Origin of the sequence: Gaiella occulta (assembly GCF_003351045.1) — a bacterium.
Taxonomy (GTDB): Bacteria; Actinomycetota; Thermoleophilia; order Gaiellales; family Gaiellaceae; genus Gaiella; species Gaiella occulta.
The window spans coordinates 157256-177718 of the sequence record NZ_QQZY01000001.1 but is presented as its reverse complement, the minus strand read 5'-3'; the positions used below and the strand labels follow the sequence as shown (position 1 = coordinate 177718).

Annotated in this window: 22 protein-coding genes and 1 pseudogene; 10 read left to right on the top strand and 13 right to left on the bottom strand. The window is 73.0% G+C overall.

Annotated elements, in window-relative coordinates; genetic code table 11:
- Window positions 1-103: 103 nt before the first annotated feature.
- Window positions 104-613 (bottom strand): mismatch-specific DNA-glycosylase, encoded by a 510-nt coding sequence (locus Gocc_RS00845; RefSeq protein WP_181813266.1) that lies wholly within the window; start codon window positions 611-613, stop codon window positions 104-106.
- 42 nt (window positions 614-655) lie between these two features.
- Entirely contained in the window at window positions 656-847 is a 192-nt protein-coding gene (locus Gocc_RS15610; RefSeq protein ID WP_147281137.1) for a hypothetical protein, read from the bottom strand.
- 53 nt (window positions 848-900) lie between these two features.
- Between Gocc_RS15610 and Gocc_RS00840 the strand changes: the two genes are divergently transcribed.
- Both Gocc_RS00840 and Gocc_RS00835 read left to right on the top strand, forming a co-directional pair.
- Window positions 901-1320 carry an OsmC family protein gene (locus tag Gocc_RS00840; protein WP_114794644.1) on the top strand — a complete coding sequence of 140 codons (420 nt, stop codon included), beginning with the start codon at window positions 901-903 and terminating at the stop codon, window positions 1318-1320.
- Window positions 1317-2489: a cysteine desulfurase-like protein gene (locus Gocc_RS00835; RefSeq protein WP_114794643.1), complete on the top strand. Its 1173-nt coding sequence runs from the start codon at window positions 1317-1319 to the stop codon at window positions 2487-2489. The genes Gocc_RS00840 and Gocc_RS00835 overlap by 4 nt, the downstream gene beginning before the upstream one ends.
- 269 nt (window positions 2490-2758) lie before the next feature.
- On the opposite strand, the gene Gocc_RS15605 is transcribed toward Gocc_RS00835, so the two are convergent.
- Complete coding sequence (locus Gocc_RS15605) at window positions 2759-3175, bottom strand: GlcG/HbpS family heme-binding protein (RefSeq protein ID WP_181813265.1); 417 nt, start codon at window positions 3173-3175, stop codon at window positions 2759-2761.
- A 24-nt stretch (window positions 3176-3199) separates the two neighbouring features.
- On the opposite strand from Gocc_RS15605, the gene Gocc_RS00830 reads away from it, so the two are divergent.
- Window positions 3200-4462: a M16 family metallopeptidase gene (locus Gocc_RS00830; RefSeq protein WP_181813264.1), complete on the top strand. Its 1263-nt coding sequence runs from the start codon at window positions 3200-3202 to the stop codon at window positions 4460-4462.
- A 44-nt stretch (window positions 4463-4506) separates the two neighbouring features.
- Here Gocc_RS00830 and acs read toward each other — a convergent pair whose 3' ends face one another.
- The gene (acs, locus tag Gocc_RS00825; RefSeq protein WP_114794641.1) at window positions 4507-6456 is read right to left on the bottom strand and encodes an acetate--CoA ligase; all 1950 of its coding nucleotides are present in this window, start codon (window positions 6454-6456) and stop codon (window positions 4507-4509) included.
- Between the two features lie 138 nt (window positions 6457-6594).
- Here acs and Gocc_RS00820 point away from each other — a divergent pair, with 138 nt between their 5' ends.
- The 4 genes and pseudogenes from Gocc_RS00820 to Gocc_RS00805 all read left to right on the top strand — a co-directional run bounded on the left by Gocc_RS00820 (window position 6595) and on the right by Gocc_RS00805 (window position 9884).
- Window positions 6595-8082, top strand: a complete 1488-nt coding sequence (locus Gocc_RS00820) for a carboxypeptidase M32 (RefSeq protein WP_114794640.1) — start codon at window positions 6595-6597, stop codon at window positions 8080-8082.
- Window positions 8079-8498: a hypothetical protein gene (locus Gocc_RS00815; RefSeq protein WP_114794639.1), complete on the top strand. Its 420-nt coding sequence runs from the start codon at window positions 8079-8081 to the stop codon at window positions 8496-8498. The genes Gocc_RS00820 and Gocc_RS00815 overlap by 4 nt, the downstream gene beginning before the upstream one ends.
- Before the next feature lie 12 nt (window positions 8499-8510).
- A pseudogene (locus tag Gocc_RS00810) lies at window positions 8511-8729 on the top strand (thioredoxin family protein); the annotation flags it as partial.
- Between the two features lie 9 nt (window positions 8730-8738).
- Entirely contained in the window at window positions 8739-9884 is a 1146-nt protein-coding gene (locus tag Gocc_RS00805; RefSeq protein WP_114794637.1) for an amidohydrolase family protein, read from the top strand.
- A gap of 180 nt (window positions 9885-10064) precedes the next feature.
- Here the strand turns inward: Gocc_RS00805 and Gocc_RS00800 are convergent, their stop codons facing one another.
- Genes Gocc_RS00800 through Gocc_RS00790 form a run of 3 tightly spaced genes read right to left on the bottom strand, consistent with a single transcriptional unit; the run spans window position 10065 to window position 13644 of the window.
- Window positions 10065-10940, bottom strand: coding sequence for an FAD binding domain-containing protein (locus tag Gocc_RS00800; RefSeq protein ID WP_114794636.1), 876 nt, complete (start codon window positions 10938-10940; stop codon window positions 10065-10067).
- Window positions 10937-13189: a xanthine dehydrogenase family protein molybdopterin-binding subunit gene (locus tag Gocc_RS00795; protein WP_114794635.1), complete on the bottom strand. Its 2253-nt coding sequence runs from the start codon at window positions 13187-13189 to the stop codon at window positions 10937-10939. The genes Gocc_RS00800 and Gocc_RS00795 overlap by 4 nt, the downstream gene beginning before the upstream one ends.
- On the bottom strand, window positions 13189-13644 hold the full coding sequence (locus Gocc_RS00790; RefSeq protein ID WP_114794634.1) for a (2Fe-2S)-binding protein: 456 nt from the start codon (window positions 13642-13644) through the stop codon (window positions 13189-13191). The genes Gocc_RS00795 and Gocc_RS00790 overlap by 1 nt, the downstream gene beginning before the upstream one ends.
- Window positions 13645-13698: 54 nt before the next feature.
- On the opposite strand from Gocc_RS00790, the gene Gocc_RS00785 reads away from it, so the two are divergent.
- Together Gocc_RS00785 and Gocc_RS00780 are read left to right on the top strand one after the other, a co-directional pair.
- Window positions 13699-14382 carry a peptidylprolyl isomerase gene (locus tag Gocc_RS00785; protein WP_114794633.1) on the top strand — a complete coding sequence of 228 codons (684 nt, stop codon included), beginning with the start codon at window positions 13699-13701 and terminating at the stop codon, window positions 14380-14382.
- Window positions 14379-14894, top strand: a complete 516-nt coding sequence (locus Gocc_RS00780; protein ID WP_114794632.1) for a nucleotidyltransferase family protein — start codon at window positions 14379-14381, stop codon at window positions 14892-14894. The genes Gocc_RS00785 and Gocc_RS00780 overlap by 4 nt, the downstream gene beginning before the upstream one ends.
- A 25-nt stretch (window positions 14895-14919) precedes the next feature.
- On the opposite strand, the gene Gocc_RS00775 is transcribed toward Gocc_RS00780, so the two are convergent.
- The 4 genes from Gocc_RS00775 to Gocc_RS00760 form a co-directional block, all read right to left on the bottom strand.
- Window positions 14920-15162 carry an anti-sigma factor family protein gene (locus tag Gocc_RS00775; protein WP_114794631.1) on the bottom strand — a complete coding sequence of 81 codons (243 nt, stop codon included), beginning with the start codon at window positions 15160-15162 and terminating at the stop codon, window positions 14920-14922.
- Window positions 15159-15743 (bottom strand): sigma-70 family RNA polymerase sigma factor, encoded by a 585-nt coding sequence (locus Gocc_RS00770; RefSeq protein WP_114794630.1) that lies wholly within the window; start codon window positions 15741-15743, stop codon window positions 15159-15161. Before Gocc_RS00770 ends, Gocc_RS00775 begins: the two co-directional genes overlap by 4 nt.
- Before the next feature lie 64 nt (window positions 15744-15807).
- Window positions 15808-16026 carry a heavy-metal-associated domain-containing protein gene (locus Gocc_RS00765; RefSeq protein WP_181813263.1) on the bottom strand — a complete coding sequence of 73 codons (219 nt, stop codon included), beginning with the start codon at window positions 16024-16026 and terminating at the stop codon, window positions 15808-15810.
- A gap of 62 nt (window positions 16027-16088) precedes the next feature.
- Window positions 16089-16454: a hypothetical protein gene (locus tag Gocc_RS00760; RefSeq protein WP_114794628.1), complete on the bottom strand. Its 366-nt coding sequence runs from the start codon at window positions 16452-16454 to the stop codon at window positions 16089-16091.
- Between the two features lie 18 nt (window positions 16455-16472).
- On the opposite strand from Gocc_RS00760, the gene Gocc_RS00755 reads away from it, so the two are divergent.
- Window positions 16473-17612 carry a patatin-like phospholipase family protein gene (locus tag Gocc_RS00755; protein WP_114794627.1) on the top strand — a complete coding sequence of 380 codons (1140 nt, stop codon included), beginning with the start codon at window positions 16473-16475 and terminating at the stop codon, window positions 17610-17612.
- An 86-nt stretch (window positions 17613-17698) separates the two neighbouring features.
- Here Gocc_RS00755 and Gocc_RS00750 read toward each other — a convergent pair whose 3' ends face one another.
- Both Gocc_RS00750 and Gocc_RS00745 read right to left on the bottom strand, forming a co-directional pair.
- Window positions 17699-18946, bottom strand: a complete 1248-nt coding sequence (locus tag Gocc_RS00750; RefSeq protein WP_114794626.1) for a S1C family serine protease — start codon at window positions 18944-18946, stop codon at window positions 17699-17701.
- Between the two features lie 83 nt (window positions 18947-19029).
- On the bottom strand, window positions 19030-20409 hold the full coding sequence (locus Gocc_RS00745) for a pyridoxal phosphate-dependent decarboxylase family protein (protein ID WP_181813262.1): 1380 nt from the start codon (window positions 20407-20409) through the stop codon (window positions 19030-19032).
- Window positions 20410-20463 lie beyond the last annotated feature (54 nt).

Here is a 20463-nt window from a genome sequence, read left to right as displayed (position 1 = left end):
GCGACCGCTCCCGTCCCGCCGGAACAGGAAAGGCATGGATCCGGCGCGGCCGGCAACCGCGCTCCGCGTCTCGCGCGGGCGGCCTCGCGGATCCGGAGCCCGCTCACGGGACGAGCTCCCGCAGCTTCGCGAACCAGCTCAGGCGCTCGGCCCAGGGGACGGCGGCGTTCGCCGGCGAGGTCGACGGCAGGACGAACAGGGCCGCCGCGCCGAGACGGCGCGCTTGCAGCCCGTGCGGCGCGCGCCCGCCGAACACCCCCCGGTAGGCCTCCTTCCCGACGAAGCCGATCACCCGCGGTCGCAGGTCGAGCGCGATCCGCTCGAGCCGCGCGGCGCTGCCCTCGAAGTCCGCCTTGCGCAGATCGCCCGACCCGGGCGTCGTCCGGTAGGCGGCATTCGTGATCCCGATGCGCAAGGGCAGCAGCGCGAACTGCTCGGACGGGCCGTAGAGGCGCGGCGTGAATCCCGCCGCGTGCAGGAGCCGCCAGAAGTCGTTGCGCGGGTTCGCGAAGTGCGCTCCTGCCTCGTGCGAGAAGCGGCCGGGGTTGATGCCGCAGAAGACGACGTCGAGGTCCGGCCCGAGGACGTCCGGGACGGCCGACGGCGTGCTCACCCTCCGCATCATCGCCGCCCGCCCTGCGTCAGGGAGAGGGGGTCAGGCGGCCTCGGCGGCGCGAGCGTCGATGCGCGCCTCGAACGCGAGGCGAATCCGCTCGGTCAGCGCGCTCGAGGGCTCGTGCTGCACGGGGTCGGCCGGGCGCAGGACCTTGACGGCGTCCTCTCTTCCAGCCCATCCGTAGCACCGGAGGTAGCACTCCTGCTCGCTCAACGGTCGCAACCGCTGCATGGCGCCCAACCGTACGTCACGGTGCGGACGGCAGAGCCGTATAGGCTCGTCTCATGCCGACCCGGGCACGCACCTTCGAGTACGACGTATCGCTCGACCGCGGCTGGACCGCGCGCAGCTCCAAGGGCGGGATCGCGATCCCCAACGAGGAGGAGGAGTGGACGCCGGAGCATCTCGTGCTCGCCGGACTGTGCCGCTGCACGCTCACGAGCTTCCGCCACCATGCCAGGCGCGCCGGGCTCGAGCCGGTCGCGAGCGCGTCCGCCCACGGCGTCGTGACGCGACGCGAGGAGGACGGCCGCTTCGCCTTCGTCGAGGTCGCGGTCGCCCTCCACGTCACCCTCGAGCCGGCACCCGCTCCCGCCGCCGTGCGCGAGCTGATCGCGAAGGGTGAGCGCGACTGCTTCGTCGGGGCGTCGCTGACCGCGAAGCCCGACTACCGCTGGACTGTCAACGGAGAGGAGATCCCGTGAGCGCCACCCTGCTCGACGTCGCCGCCGCACGCGCGCGCTTCACGGCGCTGCAGCGCCGGCTCGCGTTCTTCGACGGCCCGGGCGGCACGCAGTGCCCGGACGAGGTGATCGACGCGATCGCGCACTACCTGCGCCACGACAACGCGAACGTCGGCGCCCCCTACGAGACCTCGGTGCGAACGTCGCGGCTCGTCGAGCTCGCCCATGAGAAGGCGGGGCGCTTCCTCGGCTGCTCGCCCGACGAGGTGGCGTTCGGCCAGAGCATGACGGCGATGAACTTCCTCCTCACGCGGGCCCTCGGCCGCACGCTGGAGGCCGGGGACGAGGTGCTCGTGACCAAGCTCGACCACGACGCCAACGTGTCCCCGTGGCTGCACCTCGAGCGCGATCTCGGGGTCGTCGTGCGCATCGTCGGCGTGCACGACGACCTCTCGCTCGACCTCGGCGACCTCGAGCGCCGGCTGAGCGACCGCACCCGCGTCGTCGCCTTCCCTGTCGCCGCCAACTCGGTCGGGACCGCGCCCGACGTGAAGCGGATCGTCGAGCTCGCGCACGGCGCCGGCGCGCTCGCCTGGGCCGACGCCGTCCACTACGGCCCGCACGGACGGATCGACGTCGCCGACTGGGACGTCGACGTGCTCCTCTGCTCTCCGTACAAGTTCTTCGGCCCGCACATGGGGATGGCGTTCGGCAAGCGGGAGCTGCTCGAGTCGTGGCAGCCGTACAAGGTGCGGCCGGCCGCCGACCACCCCGTCGGCCACCGCTTCGAGCTCGGCACGTGCCAGCACGAGCTGCTCGCCGGCTTCGTCGCCGCCGTCGACTACGTCGAGTCGATCGGCTGGGACGCGATCACGGGCCACGAGCGGGCGCTCGGCGAGCGCGTCCTCGCCGGCCTGCCGGACGGCGTCGAGCTGTACGGCCTGCCGACGATGGAGGGCCGCGTGCCGACGTTCTGCTTCAACGTGCCCGGACACACCTCGGAGGAGGTCGCCGTCCATCTCGCCGAGAAGCACGAGGTCGCCGTGTGGTGGGGCAACTACTACGCCGTCGAGACGATGAAGCACCTCGGGCTCGACCCGTGGATGGGAGCGGTACGCGCCGGCGTCGTGCACACGAACACCGAGGAGGAGGTCGACCGCCTCCTCGCCGGGGTGGCCGAGCTGCTGTGAGGATCCTGCCGCTCGAGTGAGCGAACGTCCCGCCACGGCCGCGTCGTCGCGCGGCATCGCCGACGGCGGGGCTCGAGGCGCCCGGCTCGGAGGACGCGCGGGCGCCGGCGCTGGTGCGGCGTCTCGCAACATTGCACCGGAAAGCCTTGTTGCGAGACGCCGCACTCGATGCTCGCTGCATCTCGCCCGGCTGCTGCGCAGCCGGGCGAGATGATCCTGAAGGGGCGCGCTTCGCGCGCCCGTTTCGGGTCGAACGTCTGGAGACGGCGCTAGACGAGGCCGCCCGGCTCGAGGCCGGCGGCGCGGATCGCCGCGACCGCGAGCTCCTCGTCCACCTCGCCCGGCAGGCCGCTCACCCCGACGGCGCCGACGCGCCGGCCCTCGTCGAACGCGGCAACGCCGCCGAGGAAGAACGAGAAGAACGGATCGAAGCTCGCGAGCTCCGTCGGCGAGCGGGCCGCCTTCGCGGCGAGGGCGCGCGTCGTGGAGGCGTCGCTGCGGGCCGCCGTGTACGCCTTGCGTCGGGCGTTGAGCTCCGTGTCGAGGGCGGCGCCGTCCATCCGCAGCGCCGCCACGACCTCCCCGTGGTCGTCGGCGACGACGACCGAGACGGGCCCCGCTGCCCGCTCGACGACGGCGCGGACGGCGGCGAGAGCACGCTCGTGGCTGATGCCGATGGATGGCACAGGTGGGTCTATACCATGGCCGCCATGCCCGTGTTCGAGCGCACCACACTCGCCAACGGCGTTCGCGTGCTCACGGCGCCGATGCCGCAGGCCCAGTCCGTCTCGTGCTTCGTCATGTTCGCGGCCGGCGCACGCTACGAGAGCGCCGACGTCGGCGGCATCGCGCACTTCGCCGAGCACATGTTCTTCAAGGGCACGGAGCGGCGCCCGACGGCCCGCCACATCGCCGGCGAGATCGACGGCATCGGCGGCGAGCTCAACGCGTTCACCGGCAAGGAGTACACGGGCTACTACGTGAAGTGCGCCGCCGAGAGCCGCGACGTCGCGCTCGACGTGCTCGTCGACATGCTGCGCAACTCGCGCTTCGACCCCGAGGAGATCGAGCGCGAGAAGGGCGTCATCCTCGAGGAGATGAACATGTACTTCGACACGCCGCGCGACCTGATCGGCGGCGTGTACGAGAACCTGCTCTACGGCGACCAGCCGCTCGGCCGGGACATCATCGGCACGAAGGAGACGGTGCGCGCGGCGACCCGCGACACGTTCACCTCGTTCATCGACCGCTGGTACCGGCCGGAGCGGATGGTGGTGGGCCTCGGCGGCCGGGTCGGCGACGGCTTCGTCGAGCGGCTGGAGGAACTCGTCGGCTCGATCGAGCCGCGCGAGACCGGAGAGCCCGAGCCGGTCGTGATCCCGGGCGACGGGCCGGCCGTGCGCGTGCACGGCAAGCAGTCCGACCAGGCCCACCTCGTGCTCGGCGCGCGCAGCTACCCGCTCGGCCATCCCGACCGCTACGCGCTGCAGCTCGCCGCGACGGTTCTCGGCGGCGGCATGTCCTCCCGCCTCTTCACCGAGGTGCGCGAGCGGCGCGGCCTCGCCTACTACGTGTTCGGCACGAACCAGAGCTACACCGACGCGGGCTCGATGCACGCGCAGGCGGGTGTCGACATCAACCGCATCGACGACGCCGTGACGACCATCGCCGGCGAGTTGCGCCGCATCGCCGAGGAGCCCGTGCCGGGCGAGGAGCTCGAGAAGGCGCGCGCGTTCGCGAAGGGCCGCTTCGTGCTCGGGCTCGAGAGCCCGCACGGCACGATCATGTTCGGCCTCCGCCGCGAGGTGCTGCAAGGCGCGGCCGAGGAGCCGGAGGCCGTGCTCGCCGGGCTCGACGCCGTCACCGGCGAGGACGTGCAGCGGGTCGCACGTGACGTGCTCGGCAAGCGGCTCCATCTCGCCGTGATCGGGCCGTTCGACGACGCCGAGCGCTTCGAGCGCCTGCTCGCGTAGGAGCGTGCGGCGGCTCGCTGCACGACTGGCCGGAGCCAGTCACCTCACTCGTCGGCCGGCGCCTCTGCCGCGCGCTGCGACAGCTCCGACACGACGGACGCGTCGGCGAGCGTGGTCGTGTCGCCGAGCGGCCGGTTCTCGGCCACGTCGCGCAGCAGGCGGCGCATGATCTTGCCGGAGCGCGTCTTCGGCAGCTCGGGCGTGAACACGATGTTGGCCGGCTTCGCGATCGCGCCGATCTTGTGCGCCACGTGGTTGCGCAGCTCCTCGAGCATCTCGAGCGACGGGCCCTCGTTGCCCTTCAACGTCACGTAGGCGACGATCGCCTGGCCAGTCGTCGCGTCCGAGCGGCCGCACACGGCGGCCTCGGCGACCTTCGGGTGGTCGACGAGCGCCGACTCGACCTCGATCGTGGAGATGCGGTGGCCCGACACGTTCATCACGTCGTCGACGCGGCCGAGCAGCCAGAAGTCGCCGTCGGCGTCGATGCGGGCTCCGTCGCCGGCGAAGTAGAAGCCCGGGAAGCGCTCCCAGTAGGTGGAGCGGAAGCGCTCGTCGTCGCCGTAGATGCCCCGCGTCATGGCAGGCCAGGGCCGCTCGAGCACGAGGTAGCCCCCTCCCTGCTCGACCCGCTCGCCCTGCTCGTTCAGCACCGCCGCCCGCACGCCGGGAAACGGCTTCGTGGCCGATCCCGGCTTCGTCGTCGTCACCCCCGGCAACGGCGTGATCAGCACCATCCCCGTCTCCGTCTGCCACCAGGTGTCGACGATAGGGCAGCGCTCGCCGCCGATGTGCTCGTGGTACCACATCCACGCCTCCGGGTTGATCGGCTCGCCCACCGAGCCGAGCAGCCGCAGAGAGGAGAGGTCGTGGCGGCCCGCGTGCTCGGGCCCCCACTTCATGTGCGCCCGGATCGCGGTCGGCGCCGTGTACAGGGTCGTCACGCCGTAGCGCTCGACGATGTCCCACCAGCGGTCCTTGTCGGGGAAGTCGGGGGTGCCCTCGTACAGCACCGACGTGGCCGCGTTGCACAGCGGGCCGTAGACGATGTAGCTGTGCCCGGTGATCCAGCCGATGTCGGCGGCGCACCAGTACACGTCCGACTCGGGCTTGAGATCGAAGATCGCCCAGTGCGTGGTCGCCACGCCGACGAGGTAGCCGGCCGTCGTGTGCACGATCCCCTTCGGCTTCGCCGTCGTGCCCGACGTGTACATGAGGAAGAGGAGATCCTCGCTGTCCATCGGCGCGCACGGCACCGTCGCGGGATCGTCGGACGCCTCGACCTCGTGGTACCAGTGGTCGCGTCCCTCGGTCATCGGCACCTCGCCGCCGGTGCGCCGCACCACCACCGACGCGCGCACGCCCGGCGCGGCGGCCATCGCCTCGTCCGCCGTCCGCTTCAACGGCACGCGGCCGCCGCGGCGCCACGCCTCGTCCTGCGTGATCAGCACCTCGCAGCCCATGTCGTTCATCCGATCCGACAGCGAGTCGGCCGAGAAGCCGCCGAACACCACCGTGTGCGGCGCCCCCAGGCGCGCGCACGCGAGCATCGCCACCGGCAGCTCCGGCACCATGCCCATGTAGATTGCAACCGCCGTGCCCTTCCCGACACCGAGCTGCCCGAGGACGTTTGCCATCCGCGCGACGTCCCGCTGCAGCCGCGCGTAGGTGATCGTGAGCCGATCACCCTCCGGCTCGCCCTCCCAGTAGTAGGCGACCCGATCGCCGAGCCCCGCCTCCACGTGCCGGTCGACGCAGTTGTAGGCGACGTTCAGCTTGCCTCCCAGATACCACTGCGCATACGGCGGCTGCCAGCGGCAGAGCTCGCCGAAAGGCTGGAACCACGACACCCGCTCGCGGCCGTTCGCCTCCCAGAACTCCTCGAAGGGACGGTCGTACACGTCCGCGTGCACGTTCGCCTGCGCCGCGAACGCGGGCGGCGGCGGGAAGCGCCGCTCCTCGTCGAGCAGGGTGTCGATCGTCTGGTCGCTCACCTCACGAGACCTCCAGGTCGCACGGCCGGAATAGCGGCGATCCTACGTCAGCGCCCGTGCACGTCGAGCCCGAGCGAGCGGACGGCCCGCGATCCGACGCGCGGCGGTCACGGCACACCGTACGGATAGCCTCCGCGTATGAGCGATCCACTCACGACCCTCAGGGAGCGTCTCGCGGAAGTGGCCGACGTCGCGCGCGCGGCCGGCGTGCTCGTCTGGGATCAGCGCGTGACGATGCCGCCGCGCGGCACCGAGGCCCGCGCCGAGGTGCTGGCGACGCTCGGCCGCATCGCCCACGAGCGCTTCACGGACCCGGAGGTCGGCCGGCTGCTCGAGCGGCTGCGCCCGCTCGAGGAGTCGCTGCCCTACGACTGCGACGACGCCAGCCTGATCCGCGTCACGCGCCGCGACTGGGAGAAGGCGTGCCGCGTGCCGACCGACCTGCGCGTCGAGATGACACGTGCGGCCGCGCGCGGCCACCAGGCGTGGGTCGAGGCCCGCAGGGAGAGCGACTTCGGCTCGTTCCTCCCCTACCTGCGCACGAACGTCGAGCTGAAGCGGCGCTACGTCGAGTGCTTCGAGCCCGCCGACTCGGCGTATACGCCGCTGCTCGACGACTACGAGCCGGGCATGACGACGGCGGAGGTGCGCGCCGTGTTCGCGACCCTGCGGCCGGCGCTCACCGAGCTCGTGCGCTCGGCGCCGCAGGTCGACGCCTCGTTCCTGCACGGCTCCTTCGACCCCGAGCGACAGCGTGCGTTCGCCGGGCGCGTGCTGGCGACGATGGGCTTCGAGGAGGGCGCGTGGCGCCTCGACCCGACCGCGCACCCGTTCTGCACCTCCTTCTCGAATCGCGACGTCCGTCTCACGACCCGCTACCGGCCGCACGACCTCGAGTCGATCTGGTCGACGATGCACGAGGCCGGCCACGGTCTCTACGCGCACGGGATCGCCGACTCGCTCATGCGCACGCCGCTCGGCGGCGCGCCGTCGCTGGCGCTGAACGAGTCGCAGAGCCGCACGTGGGAGAACCTCGTCGGCCGCAGCCGACCGTTCTGGACGCACTGGTACGGGCCGCTGCAGGAGATGTTCCCCGAGCAACTCGGCGGCGTCGATCTCGACGCGTTCGTGCGCGCGATCAACCGTGCCGAGCCGGGCCTGATCCGCGTCGACGCGGACGAGACGACCTACTCGCTGCACGTCATCCTGCGCTTCGAGCTCGAGCAGGATCTGATCGACGGCACCGTCGCGCTCGAGGATCTGCCCGAGGTGTGGAACGCGCGCATGCGGGAGTTCCTCGGCGTCGAGGTGCCGTCCGACGCGGACGGCGTGCTGCAGGACGTGCACTGGTCGGGAGGGGCCATCGGCTACTTCCCCACCTACGCGCTCGGCAACGTGATCTCGCTGCAGATCTGGGCGAAGGTGCGCGAGGCGCTCCCCGACCTCGACGCGCGGATGGCGGCGGGCGAGCTGCACGGGCTGTCCGCCTGGCTGCGCGACAACCTCTACGCGCTCGGGCGCAAGCTGACGCCGAAGGAGGCGCTCGAGCGGGTCACGGGCTCCGGCACGATCGACCCCGAGCCCTACCTGCGCTACCTGCGCGAGAAGATCGACTCGCTGCGATGAGGCTGCTCGGGGAGCGCGATGCTGCCGCCGTACGCGATGTCCTCGACGGCGTCGAGCAGGATGTCGCGGTGACGCTCGAGCTCGGTCCCGAGGAGACGCCGGTGACCGTGATCGCCGGCGGTCGCGAGATCGACTTCGGCGCGGAGGCGCGCGCGCTGCTCGAGGAGATCGCGGCGCTCTCCGACCGCGTGTCGCTGCGGGTGACGGAGACGACCGAGCGCGGACGCTGGCCGAAGATCACCGTCGGCGACGGCCTCGTCTACCACGGCCTGCCGTGGGGATACGAGCTCTCGACGCTGATCGGAGCGATCGTCGAGGCCGGGAAGACGGAGAGCACGCTCTCGCAGGCGTCGCGCGCGGCGCTCGCCACGCTCGAGCACGACGTGGCGCTCGAGGTCTACGTCACCCCCACGTGACCGCACTGTCCGCCGGCCGTGCTGCTGGCCTACCGCTGCGCACTCGCCTCGCCGCGCGTCACGGCCGCCGCCGTGGAGGCGACGGAGTTCGCCGTCGACGCCGACCGGCACGGCGTCGTCTCGGTGCCGACGATCGTCGTCGACGACCGCCGCGCGTGGGTCGGCTCGATGCCGGAGGCGGCGTTCGTGGAGCGGCTGCTCGCGTCCGCGGCGGCCGCTCCGCCTGCGTAGACTCGCAACGTGGACGCACTCGAGCGCGCGCAGGAGATCCTCGCAGCCTGCGACGCGATGGTGCGCGCGGACATGCCCTGCGACTGCGTGCTCTGGGACGCCCACACGCACCTCGGCGACGACATCGACGGCATGGCCGGGCGGCTCGACGAGTTGACCGCGATGCTCGACGCGAACGGCTTCGGCGGCGCCTTCTCCTTCTGCCTCGACGAGCCCGATCGGGCGCCTGCCTTCCGGGCCGCGAACGACCGCACGCTCGCGCATGCCGCCGCCGACCCGCGCATCGTCCCGTTCGCGCGCCTCGACCTCGATGACCATCCGCTGGAGGAAGCGGTGCGCTGCCTCGATCTCGGGGCACGCGGGATCAAGCTCCACCCGCGCGCACAGCGGTTCTCGGTCGGCGACGAGCGCCTCGCGCCGGTGTTCGCCCTCGCGCTCGAGCGCCGCGTGCCGATCCTCATCCACGGCGGCCGCGGGCTGCCGCCGATCGCCGACCACCTCGCGGCCCTCGTCGAGCGCTACGGCGGCGTGCAGCTGATCATCGCCCACGCCGGCATCGCCGACATGGCCGGACTCGCCGCCCGCTTCGGCGGCGTGCCCGGGGTGTTCTTCGACACGTCGGTGTGGAGCGCGATCGACCTGCTCGACCTCTTCCGCCAGGTCTCGCCCGAGCAGGTGCTGTTCGCGACCGACTACCCGTACGGCCGGCTCCCGAACGCGCTGCTCTTGGCACTGCGCACGGCCCGGCTCTCGGGGCTCGACGAGACCCAGATCCGGTGGATGCTCGGGGGGACCGCCGCCGCGATCGCACACGGCGACCCGGTGCCGCCGCCGACGCCGCCGCGCGGGCTCACCGCGCTCGTGCAGCCTCTCACGTTCGCGCGTATCACCCAGTACGTCTCGATGGCGACGCCGCTGCTGTGGATGCGCCAGCCGGACGCCGCGGGCGGCCTCGGCCTCGCCGTCAACGCCGCGCTCGCCGAGCACGCCCACATCGAGGAGGCCGGGATGATCCGCGATGCGCTCGTCACCGCGGCGGAGCTGTGGCACCGCTCGGACGAGATCGCCGACGGCCCGGAGCGGCGCGTCGCCGGCGACCATGCGAAGTGGCTCGTCCACGTCGCGGGCACGCTCGCCGCGACGACGCGCGCCTAGTGCGGCGTCTCGCACCATTCCACCGGAAAGCCTTGTTGCGAGACGCCGCACTCGATGCTTGCTGCATGTCGCCCGGCTGCGGCGCAGCCGGGCGACACGATCCTGAAGGGGCGCGCTTCGCGCGCCCCTTTCGGGTCGAACGTCTGGAGACGGCGCACGAGCGGCGCGCCTGCCCGGCGGTCAGCGCACGGCCGCGGCGGCGCGCTCGGCGAGCGCGGACAGCACCCGGCGCTTCCAGGCGCTCTGCGGGTTGCCGGGCAGGCCGGCAAGCGGATCGGATGGGTCGAGCGCCCGCGGGACGTTGGCGACGCCGGCGGCCACGAGCCGCAGCAGCGCTCCGCTCCGCGCGGCCGCGACCGCCACGAGCGGGAACGAGAACGCCTGCCGCTCCCCCGCGCGCAGGTAGGCGGAGGCCTGGGGCGGCGCCGGCAGACGCACGGCGGTGACGAGCTCGCCGCGGGCGAGCACGACGAGCGACCGGTTCTCCTCTGTGGGGCGGCGGTAGAGGTCGAGCAGCGGCAGCTCGCGCTCCTCGCCGCGCGAGCGCACGACCACGGTCGCCTCGCAGGCGGCGAGCGCGGGCGCGAGGTCTGACGGGTGCGCGGAGATGCAGTCACCCGGCTCGAGGCCGTGCTTGCGGTGGTCGCCGATCTGCGCGAAGCACGTGTCGCCGCCGCCGAGCCAGCACTGCCACTCCGCGCCGCGGTAGTACCAGCAGCGGGTGTGCTGCAGCAGGTTGCCGCCGACCGTGCCGACGTTGCGCAGGAGCGGCGACGCCGCGCTGCCCGCGGCCGTCGTCACCGCGGCATAGGGCGCGAGCGCTTCGGACTGCGCCAGCGCGGCCAGCGTCACGGCGGCGCCGACCTCGACGCCGCCGCCGTGCGGCCGGATCTCTCCCAGCCCGGCCTCCTGCAGGTCGACGAGAAGCGCCGGCGCCCGGATGCCGCGGTCGACCTGCCCGGCGAGGTCGGTGCCCCCGGCGAGCACCGCGGCGCCGTCCTGCTCGAGCAGCGCAAGCGCCTCGTCGAGCGACGCCGGCCGCGCGTACGCGCTCATGAGAGCGCCTCCAGCACGCGTGCCCGTGTGAGCGGCAGCGCCGCGCAGCGGCGGCCGGTCGCGTGCGCGAATGCGTTCGCGATCGCGGCGGCCGTGGGGACGATCGGCGGCTCGCCGAGCCCCTTCGCGCCGACGTTCGGCAGGTTCGCGTCCGGCACCGGCGCGAAGTCGATCGTGATCTCGGGGACGTCCGCGATCGTCGGCAGCTTGTAGTCGTCGAGGTGGGCGTTGACGGGCGCGCCCGTCGTCGGGTCGAGGACGAGCTCTTCCGTGAGCGCGAACGCCATCCCCTGCAGCACGCCTCCCTCGACCTGGCTCGACGCGCCGAGCGGGTTGACGATACGGCCGACGTCGTGCACGGCGACGACGCGCTCCACCCGCACCTCGCCGACCGCCGCGTCGACCGCGACCTGGGCGATCTGGCAGCCGAACGTGTGCACGCGGAAGCCGTCGGGGTTCGGCCCGCGCGAGCCGGAGCCGTCGATCGTCGCGTCTCCGAGCTTTCCCGTCACCTCGATCACGTCCACGTCGAGGGCCCCGTCACGCGAACGGATACGGCCGTCGCGCACGTGCAGGTCGTCCGGCGCGATCTCGAGCACGTCGCCGGCGAGCTGCAGCAGCGTCTTGCGCACCTTCGCCGCCGCCGAGCGCACGGCCGGGAGCACGGAGGGCGTCGTCTGCGAGCCGCCCGCGACCGGCCCGTACACGTTCGGGCGCGTGTCGCCCCCGCTGACGCGCACACGGTCGAGCGGGAGGCCCAGCTCCTCGGCGGCGACGATGCGGGCGGAGGTGAGCGTGCCCGTGCCGATGTCCTGGATCCCCGTCACAACCTGCGCGTGCCCGTCGCCGTCGAGCCGCACGGTCGCGTGCGACGGCGGGCCGCCGCCGCCCCACCAGATCTGCGTCGCGCAGCCCATGCCGCGCAGCAGGCCGTCGGGCTGCGGGCCGCGCAGATCCTCTCTCCGCTCCCAGCCGGCGAGCTCGGCGGCACGGTCGTAGCACCACAGCAGCTGCTTGCTCGAGTAGGGCAGCCCGCTCGCCTGGTCGACGTCGGCGTGGTTGCGGCGGCGCAGCTCGAGCGGGTCGATGCCGAGCGCGGATGCCAGCTCGTCGACCGCCTGCTCGAACGCGGTGACGCCCTCCATCACGCCCGGCGCGCGGAACGCGTTCTGGGGCCGCAGGTTCGTCTTCACCGGGAACGTCATCGTGCGCACGTCGTCGCAGCGGTAGAGCGTGCGGGCGGGGATCGTGACCGGGAACACCCAGCCGCCCTGCCCCATCGCGATGACGGCGTCGGCGTCGATCGCCGTGATGGTGCCGTCCCGGCGGGCGCCGAGGCGGATCGTCTGGCGGGTGGCGGCACGCCGGCCGCCGTCGAGCTGCTCGGCGTGACGGTCGTTGACGAGCCGTACCGGCCGGCCGCTGACGCGCGCGAGCTCGGCGGCGACGAGCGCCTCGAACCCCGCTCCCTGCTTGCCGCCGAAGCCGCCGCCGACGAAGGCGGTGAGCACGCGCACCTGGTCCTTGCGCACCCCGAAGCTCTTCGCCAGCTCGTCGCGGGCCGAGAACATCCCCTGCGTCGAGACCCATGCAGTGAGCTCGTCCCCGTCCCACGAGGCCACCGCCGCATGCGGCTCGAGCGGCGTCTGCAGGTGCGCCGGCGTCTCGATCTCGAGCTCGACGCGCACCTCCGCCGCCGCGAGCGCCGCGTCGACGTCGCCGCGCGCCTCCTCGACAGGGTCGGACACGAAGCGCTGCTCGACGAGGGCATGCTGCGGGTCGACGACGTGCGCGAGCGGCTCGATCTCGAGCGCGAGCGCCGCGAGCGCCGCGCGAGCCTGGTCGGGGGTGTCCGCCGCGACGGCCGCGATCGGCTGGCCCGCGTACCGCGGCTCGGCGGCGAATGCAGGTGTACGCGCGGTGAACGACAGCTCGCTCTCGGGGCCGAGCACGGCGCGCACACCGGGCAGCGACCGGGCGGCGTCGAGATCGAGGCCGCGCACGATGCCGTGGGCAACCGGCGAGCGCAGCACCGCCGCATGCAGCATGCCCGCCAGACGAACGTCGACCGTGTAGCGCACGCGCCCGGCGGCGCGGGCGGCTCCGTCCTGCCTCGCGGCCGGCCGCCCCACGAGCGCGAGGTCGGCGTCGACGTCCCAGGTCTCGACGTCGTCCTCCTCGTCGATGAGCACCCAGACGTCCTGGTAGCGCCCTTCCATTTCCGTCTGCGTCTTGACGAGCCGTGCCATCACGCTCCCGCCGCCGCGCGCAGGATCGCGCGCTCGATCTTCGGATAGGCGCCGCAGCGGCACAGGTTGCCCGCCATCGCCTGCCTGATCTCGTCGCGCGTCGGCCGGGCAACCCGTTCGAGCAGCGCCGTCGCGCTCACGACCTGCCCCGGCGTGCAGTAGCCGCACTGCAACGCGTCCTCCACCACGAACGCCTCCAGCACGGCGGCGGCACGTCCGCGCGAGAGCCCCTCGATGGTGACGATCGCGTGGCCCTCGGCGGCGGCCGCGAGCAGCAGGCAGGCGTTGACCGGCCGCCCGTCGAGCAGCACGGCGCACGCGCCGCACGCGCCCTCCCCGCACGCGAGCTTGGAGCCGAGCAGCTCGAGGTCGTCACGCAGGACGTCCAGCAGGCGACGGTGCGGCGGGACGGCGACGACGTGACGCTCCCCGTTGACCTGCAGCGAGACCTCCACGCACCTAGGACTACAGGCACGGATCGGTGCCCGTCAAGGACGTAGGATCGGCACATGCGCGCGCTGCTCCTCCTGCCGGCCGTCGCCGCGCTGCTCGCGGCCGGCTGCGGCGGGTCGCCGGGCGACGCCCCGCAGGCGACCACGGCGGCCGGGTCCGCGCCGTCCGGGGCCCAGCGCGCGCAAGCCTGCCGGCACGTGCCGGCGCCGGCGCCACGCGAGGGCGGCGGCGCCAGGCCGCCCGCGGAGCGGCTCGACCCCGGGAAGACCTACCGCCTCGTGTTCTCGACGAGCTGCGGCTCGTTCGCCGTCACGCTCGACCAGACGCGGGCGCCCGCCACCTCGGCGTCGCTCGTCGCCCTCGCGCGCGCCGGCTTCTTCGACGCCACGGTCTTCCACCGCATCGTGCCCGGCTTCGTGATCCAGGGAGGCGACCCGACGCAGTCGGGGGCAGGCGGCCCCGGCTACCGGACGGCCGACGCACCGCCGGCCGGCGCGCGCTACGTCGAGGGCGTCGTGGCGATGGCGAAGACGCAGGCGGAGCCGCCCGGCACCGCCGGCAGCCAGTTCTTCGTCGTCACCGCCGCCGACGCCGGTCTGCCGCCCGACTATGCGATCGTGGGCACGGTGACGGAGGGGCTCGGGGTGGTCGAGCAGATCGGCGCCCTGGGCGACCCCGCGACCGAGCAGCCGACGCAGCCCGTCGTCATCGACACGGTCAGGGTCGTCGAGCGGCCGTGACGCGCGTCGGCGCGATCGTCCTCGCCGCCGGCGAGGCGTCCCGCTTCGGCGCCCCGAAGCAGCGGCTGCTGCTCCCCGAGGTGCTCGAGCGGCTGGAGGCGAGCCCGGTGGACGAGATCGTCGTCGTCGCCGGCGCGCACCAGCTCGAGACCCCCGCGCGGGTCGTCACGTGCCCCGGCTGGAAACGCGGGCCCGGGGTGTCCCTGCGCTGCGGTCTCGAGGCGCTCGACGACCGCTGCGCCGCCGCGGTCGTCGTCCTCGCCGACGGGCCGGATCTCGCGCCCGAGGCGGTGGCGCGGGTGATCGCGTCGTGGCGCGAGCACGGCGGCGCCGTCGTCGCCGCCTCCTACGGCGGCGAGCGCGGGCACCCGCTGCTCGTCGCGCGCTCGCTGTGGGATGCGATTCCCGACGAGGGGCTGCGGGGAGCCGTCGCGCGCCTGGTGCCCTGCGACGACGTCGGCGCCCCTGGCGACGTCGACACGCCAGCCGACCTGCCGCCGCGCCTGCGCTAGGCGCCGGGGCCGCGACGGCCGGCCGCTACGCCGTCGGGCCGTCGGCGGAGCGGAGCTGCACGAGTTTCTCCATCAGCCCGGCGGGCATGCGCTCCACGGCGGTCGTGCGCACGTACTTCCGCAACGAGAGCTCGAAGCGGTAGCGCCGCCGGCAGTATTCGCACCCGTCCAGGTGCTTCTCCGCCTGCGCCACCTCGCGGTCGTCGAGCTCGCGGTCGAGGTAGCCCTGCAACAGCTCCTCGCACTCCTCGCACGGTCCACGGCTCACGCGATCGCCTCCTCTGCGAGTCGTTGCTTGAGCAGCCGCCGCCCGCGGTGGAGCCGCGACATCACGGTGCCGATCGGGATGTCGAGGATCTGCGCCGCGTCGGCGTAGCTGAACTCTCCGATGTCCACCAGGACCACCACGTCGCGAAAGTCGGCAGGCAGCGACGACAGCGCCGTCACGACCGAGTCCTGCGAGAGCCTCTCGACGACCCTGTCCTGGTCGAGCGCCTGCTCGCCCTGCGCCGCCGCGACCTTGTTCGCGAGGTAGTAGTCGCCCTCCTCCAGCGGCTGCAGGTCGGGTGTGCGCTGGATCTTGCGGCCCCGGTCGAGGTTCAGGTTCGTGAGGATGCGCAGCAGCCAGGCGCGGAGGTTCGTGCCCGGCGAGTAGGAGCGCCAACTCCGGAACGCCCTCCCGTACGTCTCCTGAACCAAGTCCTCGGCCTCTTCGCGGGTGCTGACGAGTCTGCGCGCCACCCGGTAGACCTGATCGGCGAGCGCGAGCGCCTCCTCCTCGAAGCGCACCCGGTCACGTGCCTGCTGTGCGATCCGTCGCCCGTCGGTCTCCGGCTCGGCGTCGCCCATCGGGACCTACCGTATCACTGCTCGGAGAGGGAAACGCCCGCCGCGGCGCCGGTATTCCCGCGTCTCAGACGATCTGCAGCTCGCGGAAGCCGGCCTTCGCCATCGCCTCCACGAGCGCGTCCCGCGACGTCTTCTCGTCGTCGAACTCGAGCACGACCTGCCCCATGAGGTTGGCGTTCGCCGCGTCGAGGCCGTCGTGGCCGCGAAGCGTGGCCGCAAGCCGGTTCACACAGCGCTCGCAGCGGATGCCGGTCACCTGCAGCGTCTCGATCCGGGTCGCCATCACTCGCATCCTACCGGGGGCGCAGACGGGATCATACGGCTACCTGGATCGATCGATCCGGGCTAGGGCTTGCCGCGCACGCCGTGCACCGGCCTGCCCGCGGCCTCCCATGCGTAGTACGAAGCGCTCGGCCCGAAGGAGCGCTCGTAGGAGACGACGCGCGGGTTGCGACCGACCTCCTTCGCGCGCTGTGCGTGCCAGAGCAGGTTCGGGTCGTCGCGCTCCTCCCAGACGAGGATGAGGTGCGCGGCGGTCATGTAGTCGGCGACGAAGGCGCACCCGGGCGCCGGACACGGGAACGGGTCGGTGCGCACGCAGAACCACCCGGAGTGGTCGCCGTCGCCGTCGTCCGCCCAGATGCCCTCGTCCTCGACGCGCTCGTCGCGCTCGACAGTGGTCGATCCGGTCAGGGGGCGCTCCGCTTCCACGGGGCGCAGAATACGGACATGGTCAAGGACCGCGACGTCGCGCTCGTGCTCTCCGGCGGCGGCATGAACGGCATCCTGCTCGAGCTCGGATTCCTGAAACGGCTTCGCGAAAGCCCTCTGTGGGCGCGCGTCGGCTGGATCTACGGAACGTCGGCGGGCGCGCTCGCCGGCGCGCTCGCCGCGCTCGACCGCGTCGACGACCTCGAGGCCTTCTGCATGGAGTTGCAGCCGGACGAGACGTTCCGCCCGCACCGACTGTGGCAGCTCCCGTTCGAGGGACTGCACGACTACACGCTGCCGGAGACGATCGCGGCACGCGTCGAGCCGGCGGAGTCCCTCGCCGAGAAGCTGCGGGAGGCTCCCGTCGAGCTCGTCGTCTGCGTCACCGACGTCACGAACACCGAGGACGGCGACGCCGACCACGCCTTCGAACGCGTCTACTCCTCCCGCACGGCGCCGCCGGACGTGATGGGGCAGGCGCTGATCGCCTCGGCGGCGATCAGCGCCCTCGTGCTGCCGCTGCGGGTCGGCGAGGTGATCGGCACCGACGGCGGCTGGGTGCGCAACTTCCCGCTCGGCCACGCGGTCGAGAACCCCGACGTGAGCGAGATCGCCGGCTTCCGCTACGTCTCGAACCACCAGAGGAGCCAGGGCGACAACCTGGCGCGTCTGCGCAGGCGGCTCGAGCCGTTCCGGGCGGTACCGCCGGTGCGGGCGATCATCGGCGAGCTGCAGGAGGCCGAGGCGCGCCAGCTGCGCGGAGAGCCACCGCACCTGGCGGACATGATCGTGCGCCTGATGCGGATCGCGGTCGCCCGCAACACGTCAATGGAGGAGCGCTCCGCGCACGACAGGGACGCCTCCGTGCGCGAGCTCGCGGCGCTCCGCCGCGACGCGGTCGAGATCGCGCGGCGCAACGCCGCCCCGTGGCGTCGCGGGGCAGCCGCGGCGGAGATCGAGGCCCGCTTCGCCGCCGCGCGCTTTCCCTTCCGCCACGACCGTGCGCTTCCGACTATGATCGTCCGCGGCGATGCCGGCGCGCACGCGCTCGACTCGAGCTTCAGGGCGGGAATGAGCTGGCCGGAGGAGGCGAAGCGCGCGATCGTCCGGCGTGGCTTCGAGCTCACCGACGCGGCCCTGCGCCGGCGGGAGTCGTAGCAGCAGCGAGGCCCCGGCCGGTAGATCGTTCGCCGGGGCCTCGCTGCTCTGTGGACGGGCTCGGGGGAGGGCGCCCGCCCGGACGGCTACCTGGAGGGGGAGGTCGGTTGCCGTCCGAGAGTGACGGTCAGGGTCTTCGCGTCCTGACCGCGGTAGATCTTGAGCGTGATCCTGTCGCCGGGCTTGCGCGCCGCGATCACGTCGCGCAGCTCGGCGATCGAGGTCACGGCCTTGCCGTCGGCGGCGACGATCACGTCACCGCCCATGCGGAAGCTCTCGCCGGCGATCACGACCTGCTCGTTGCCCGCTCGGAGGCCGGCCTGCTCCGCACCCGAGCCCGGAGCAACACCCTGCACGACGAGACCGTTGTCGACCGGCAGCCTGAACGTGCGCACCATCGCGGGCGAGATCTCGACGGCGGCGACGCCGAGGTAGGCGTGCTCGACCTTGCCCTTCGCGAGCAGCTGCGCGACGACCGCCTTGACGGTGTTGACGGGGACGGCGAACCCGACGCCGACGTTGCCGTCGCCGGAACCGCCGGTCTCGATCTGCGAGTTGACGCCGATCACCTCGCCACGGGTGTTCAGCAGCGGCCCGCCGCTGTTGCCGCGGTTGATGGGCGCGTCGGTCTGGATCACGTGGTCGATCGTGAACCCGTTCGGCGCGGTGACGGCTCGCTGCAACGCGCTGATGATGCCGGCCGTGACGGTGCGCTCGAGGCCGAACGGGTTGCCGATCGCCACGACCGAGTCGCCCACCTGCGCCTTGTCGGAGTCGCCGAGCGGCAGCGGCGTCAGGGCTCGCGCGGTCGCGCCGACCTTGAGCAGCGCGAGGTCGGTGGACGGGTCGCCGCCGACGAGCGTCGCCTTCATCGTGTCGTCGTTCGAGAAGCGCACCTCGATGTTGCTGGCGCCCTCGATGACGTGGTAGTTCGTGACGATGTGGCCTTCCTTGTCGAGCACGAATCCCGAGCCGAGCGCCTGCTGCGGCGGCGCCTGGAACTGCTGGCCGAACACGTCGGTTTGCGCGCTGCCCGGCGTCGTCGACGTGATCTGGACGACCCCGGGCCCGCTGCGCCGGTAGATCTGGTTGATCGAGAGCCCCGTCGTCGCGACCGCGGGAACGGCGCTGCCCGCCGCCGTCTGCTCCACCACCGTCGTCGTCGACGAGCCGTCGAAGACGCCGACGGCGGCCGCGCCACCCAGCGCTGCGCCGCCGCCGAGGAGCGCGGCGGCGGCGAGCGCGGCGAGCGGCTTCGCAACGGAGCCGCTCCGGGCGGTGGTGGAGGGAGTCGGGGAGGGGGAATCCTGGCTTCGGGGCGCAGCGGAGCGCATGGCTCCGTTATAGGGGCCGCCCCGTGAACGGCGGGTTAGGGCGCGTTAAGGCACGGTTGCGCGCCGGCCGCCGGCGGCGGCTGTCAGCCGAGCTCGACGGCGAGGTCGACGAGCGCGCGCACGTCGTCGTCGCTGGTGCGGAAGTTGACGAAGCACGGGCGCAGGCAGACCTTCGAGTCGACGGTGGCGGGCGCCACCCAGACGCGGCCGTCGTCCTGCAAGGCGCGCACGAGCGCCGCGTTGTGCTCGTTCAGGTCGCCCGCGGCGGCGACGTGGCGGAACGGCACGATCGACAGCGGCGGCGGCCCGCACATCGGCTCGAGCGCCTCGTGCGCCTCCACGAGCTCGTACAGGAGACGGGCCTGGCGCAGGTTCTCCTCGACGGCGTCGCGGAACGCCTGCGCGCCGTGCGCGCGGAACGCGAGCCACAGCTTGAGCGCCCGGAACGGCCGCGAGTACTCGAGCGTGATGTCGACCATGTGGCCGGAGCGCTCGTGCGGGATGTACGCCTCCTCGTGCGAGAACGCCTGCGCAAGGTCGCCGCGACGGCGCACGAGCAGCACGCCGCAGGCCTTGGGCAGGTAGAGCCACTTGTGGGCGTCGAGCGTGACCGAGTCGGCGCGGTCGAGGCCCTGGAACAGGTGTCCGGCGGAGGGGGTCGTGGCGGCCGGCAGCCCGTAAGCACCGTCCACGTGCAGCCAGACGCCCTGCTCGGCGCAGACGTCGGCGAGCGCGCCGATCGGGTCGACGGCGCCGGTCAGGGTCGTGCCCGCGGTGGCGACGACCGCGACCGGCAGGCGGCCCGCGGCGCGGTCGGCTGCGATCGCCTCCGCGACCGCCTCGGGGATAAGTCGCCGCTGCTCGTCGATCGGGAGCGCGCGCACGTTGGCGGCGCCGATCCCGAGCAGCTCGGCCGAGCGCTCGATCGAGTAGTGCGCCTCCTGCGAGCAGTAGAGAGCGGCCTCGACGCCGCCGAGGCCGCGTGAGCGCGCACCCGGGATCGCGCGTTCGCGCGCCGCTGCGAGCGCCGTCATGTTCGAGATCGTGCCGCCGCTCGTGAAGGCGCCGGCGCCGGCCGGGAAGCCGACGAACTCCGCCACCCAGCGCACCGCCTGCTCCTCGACCTCGGAGGCGGCGGCCGCCCACACGGCCAGGTTGGCATCGAAGCACGAGGCGAGCAGGTCGCCGAGCACGCCGATCTCGAGGCCCGACGAGGCGACGAAGGCGAAGAACCGCGGCCGCGTCTGCGCGATCGTCTCGTCGAGCGTCCGCCGCGCGTCCTCCAGCACCTCGAGCGCGGACGACGGGGCCTCGGGGAGCGCGGCGTCGAGCAGCGCGCGCAGCCGCTCGTCGATCGGCGGCTCCGTCGGCCGGGCCTGGTCGAAGCTCCGCCACGCCTCGGCGACGATCTCGGCGGCGCGCTCGAGCGCAAGCTCGCGGGGAACGTCGAGGCGAAGCGTCACGACGGCAGGATAGGGATGTCCGCGACGACGCGGCCGGCTACGATCGGCGCCGGG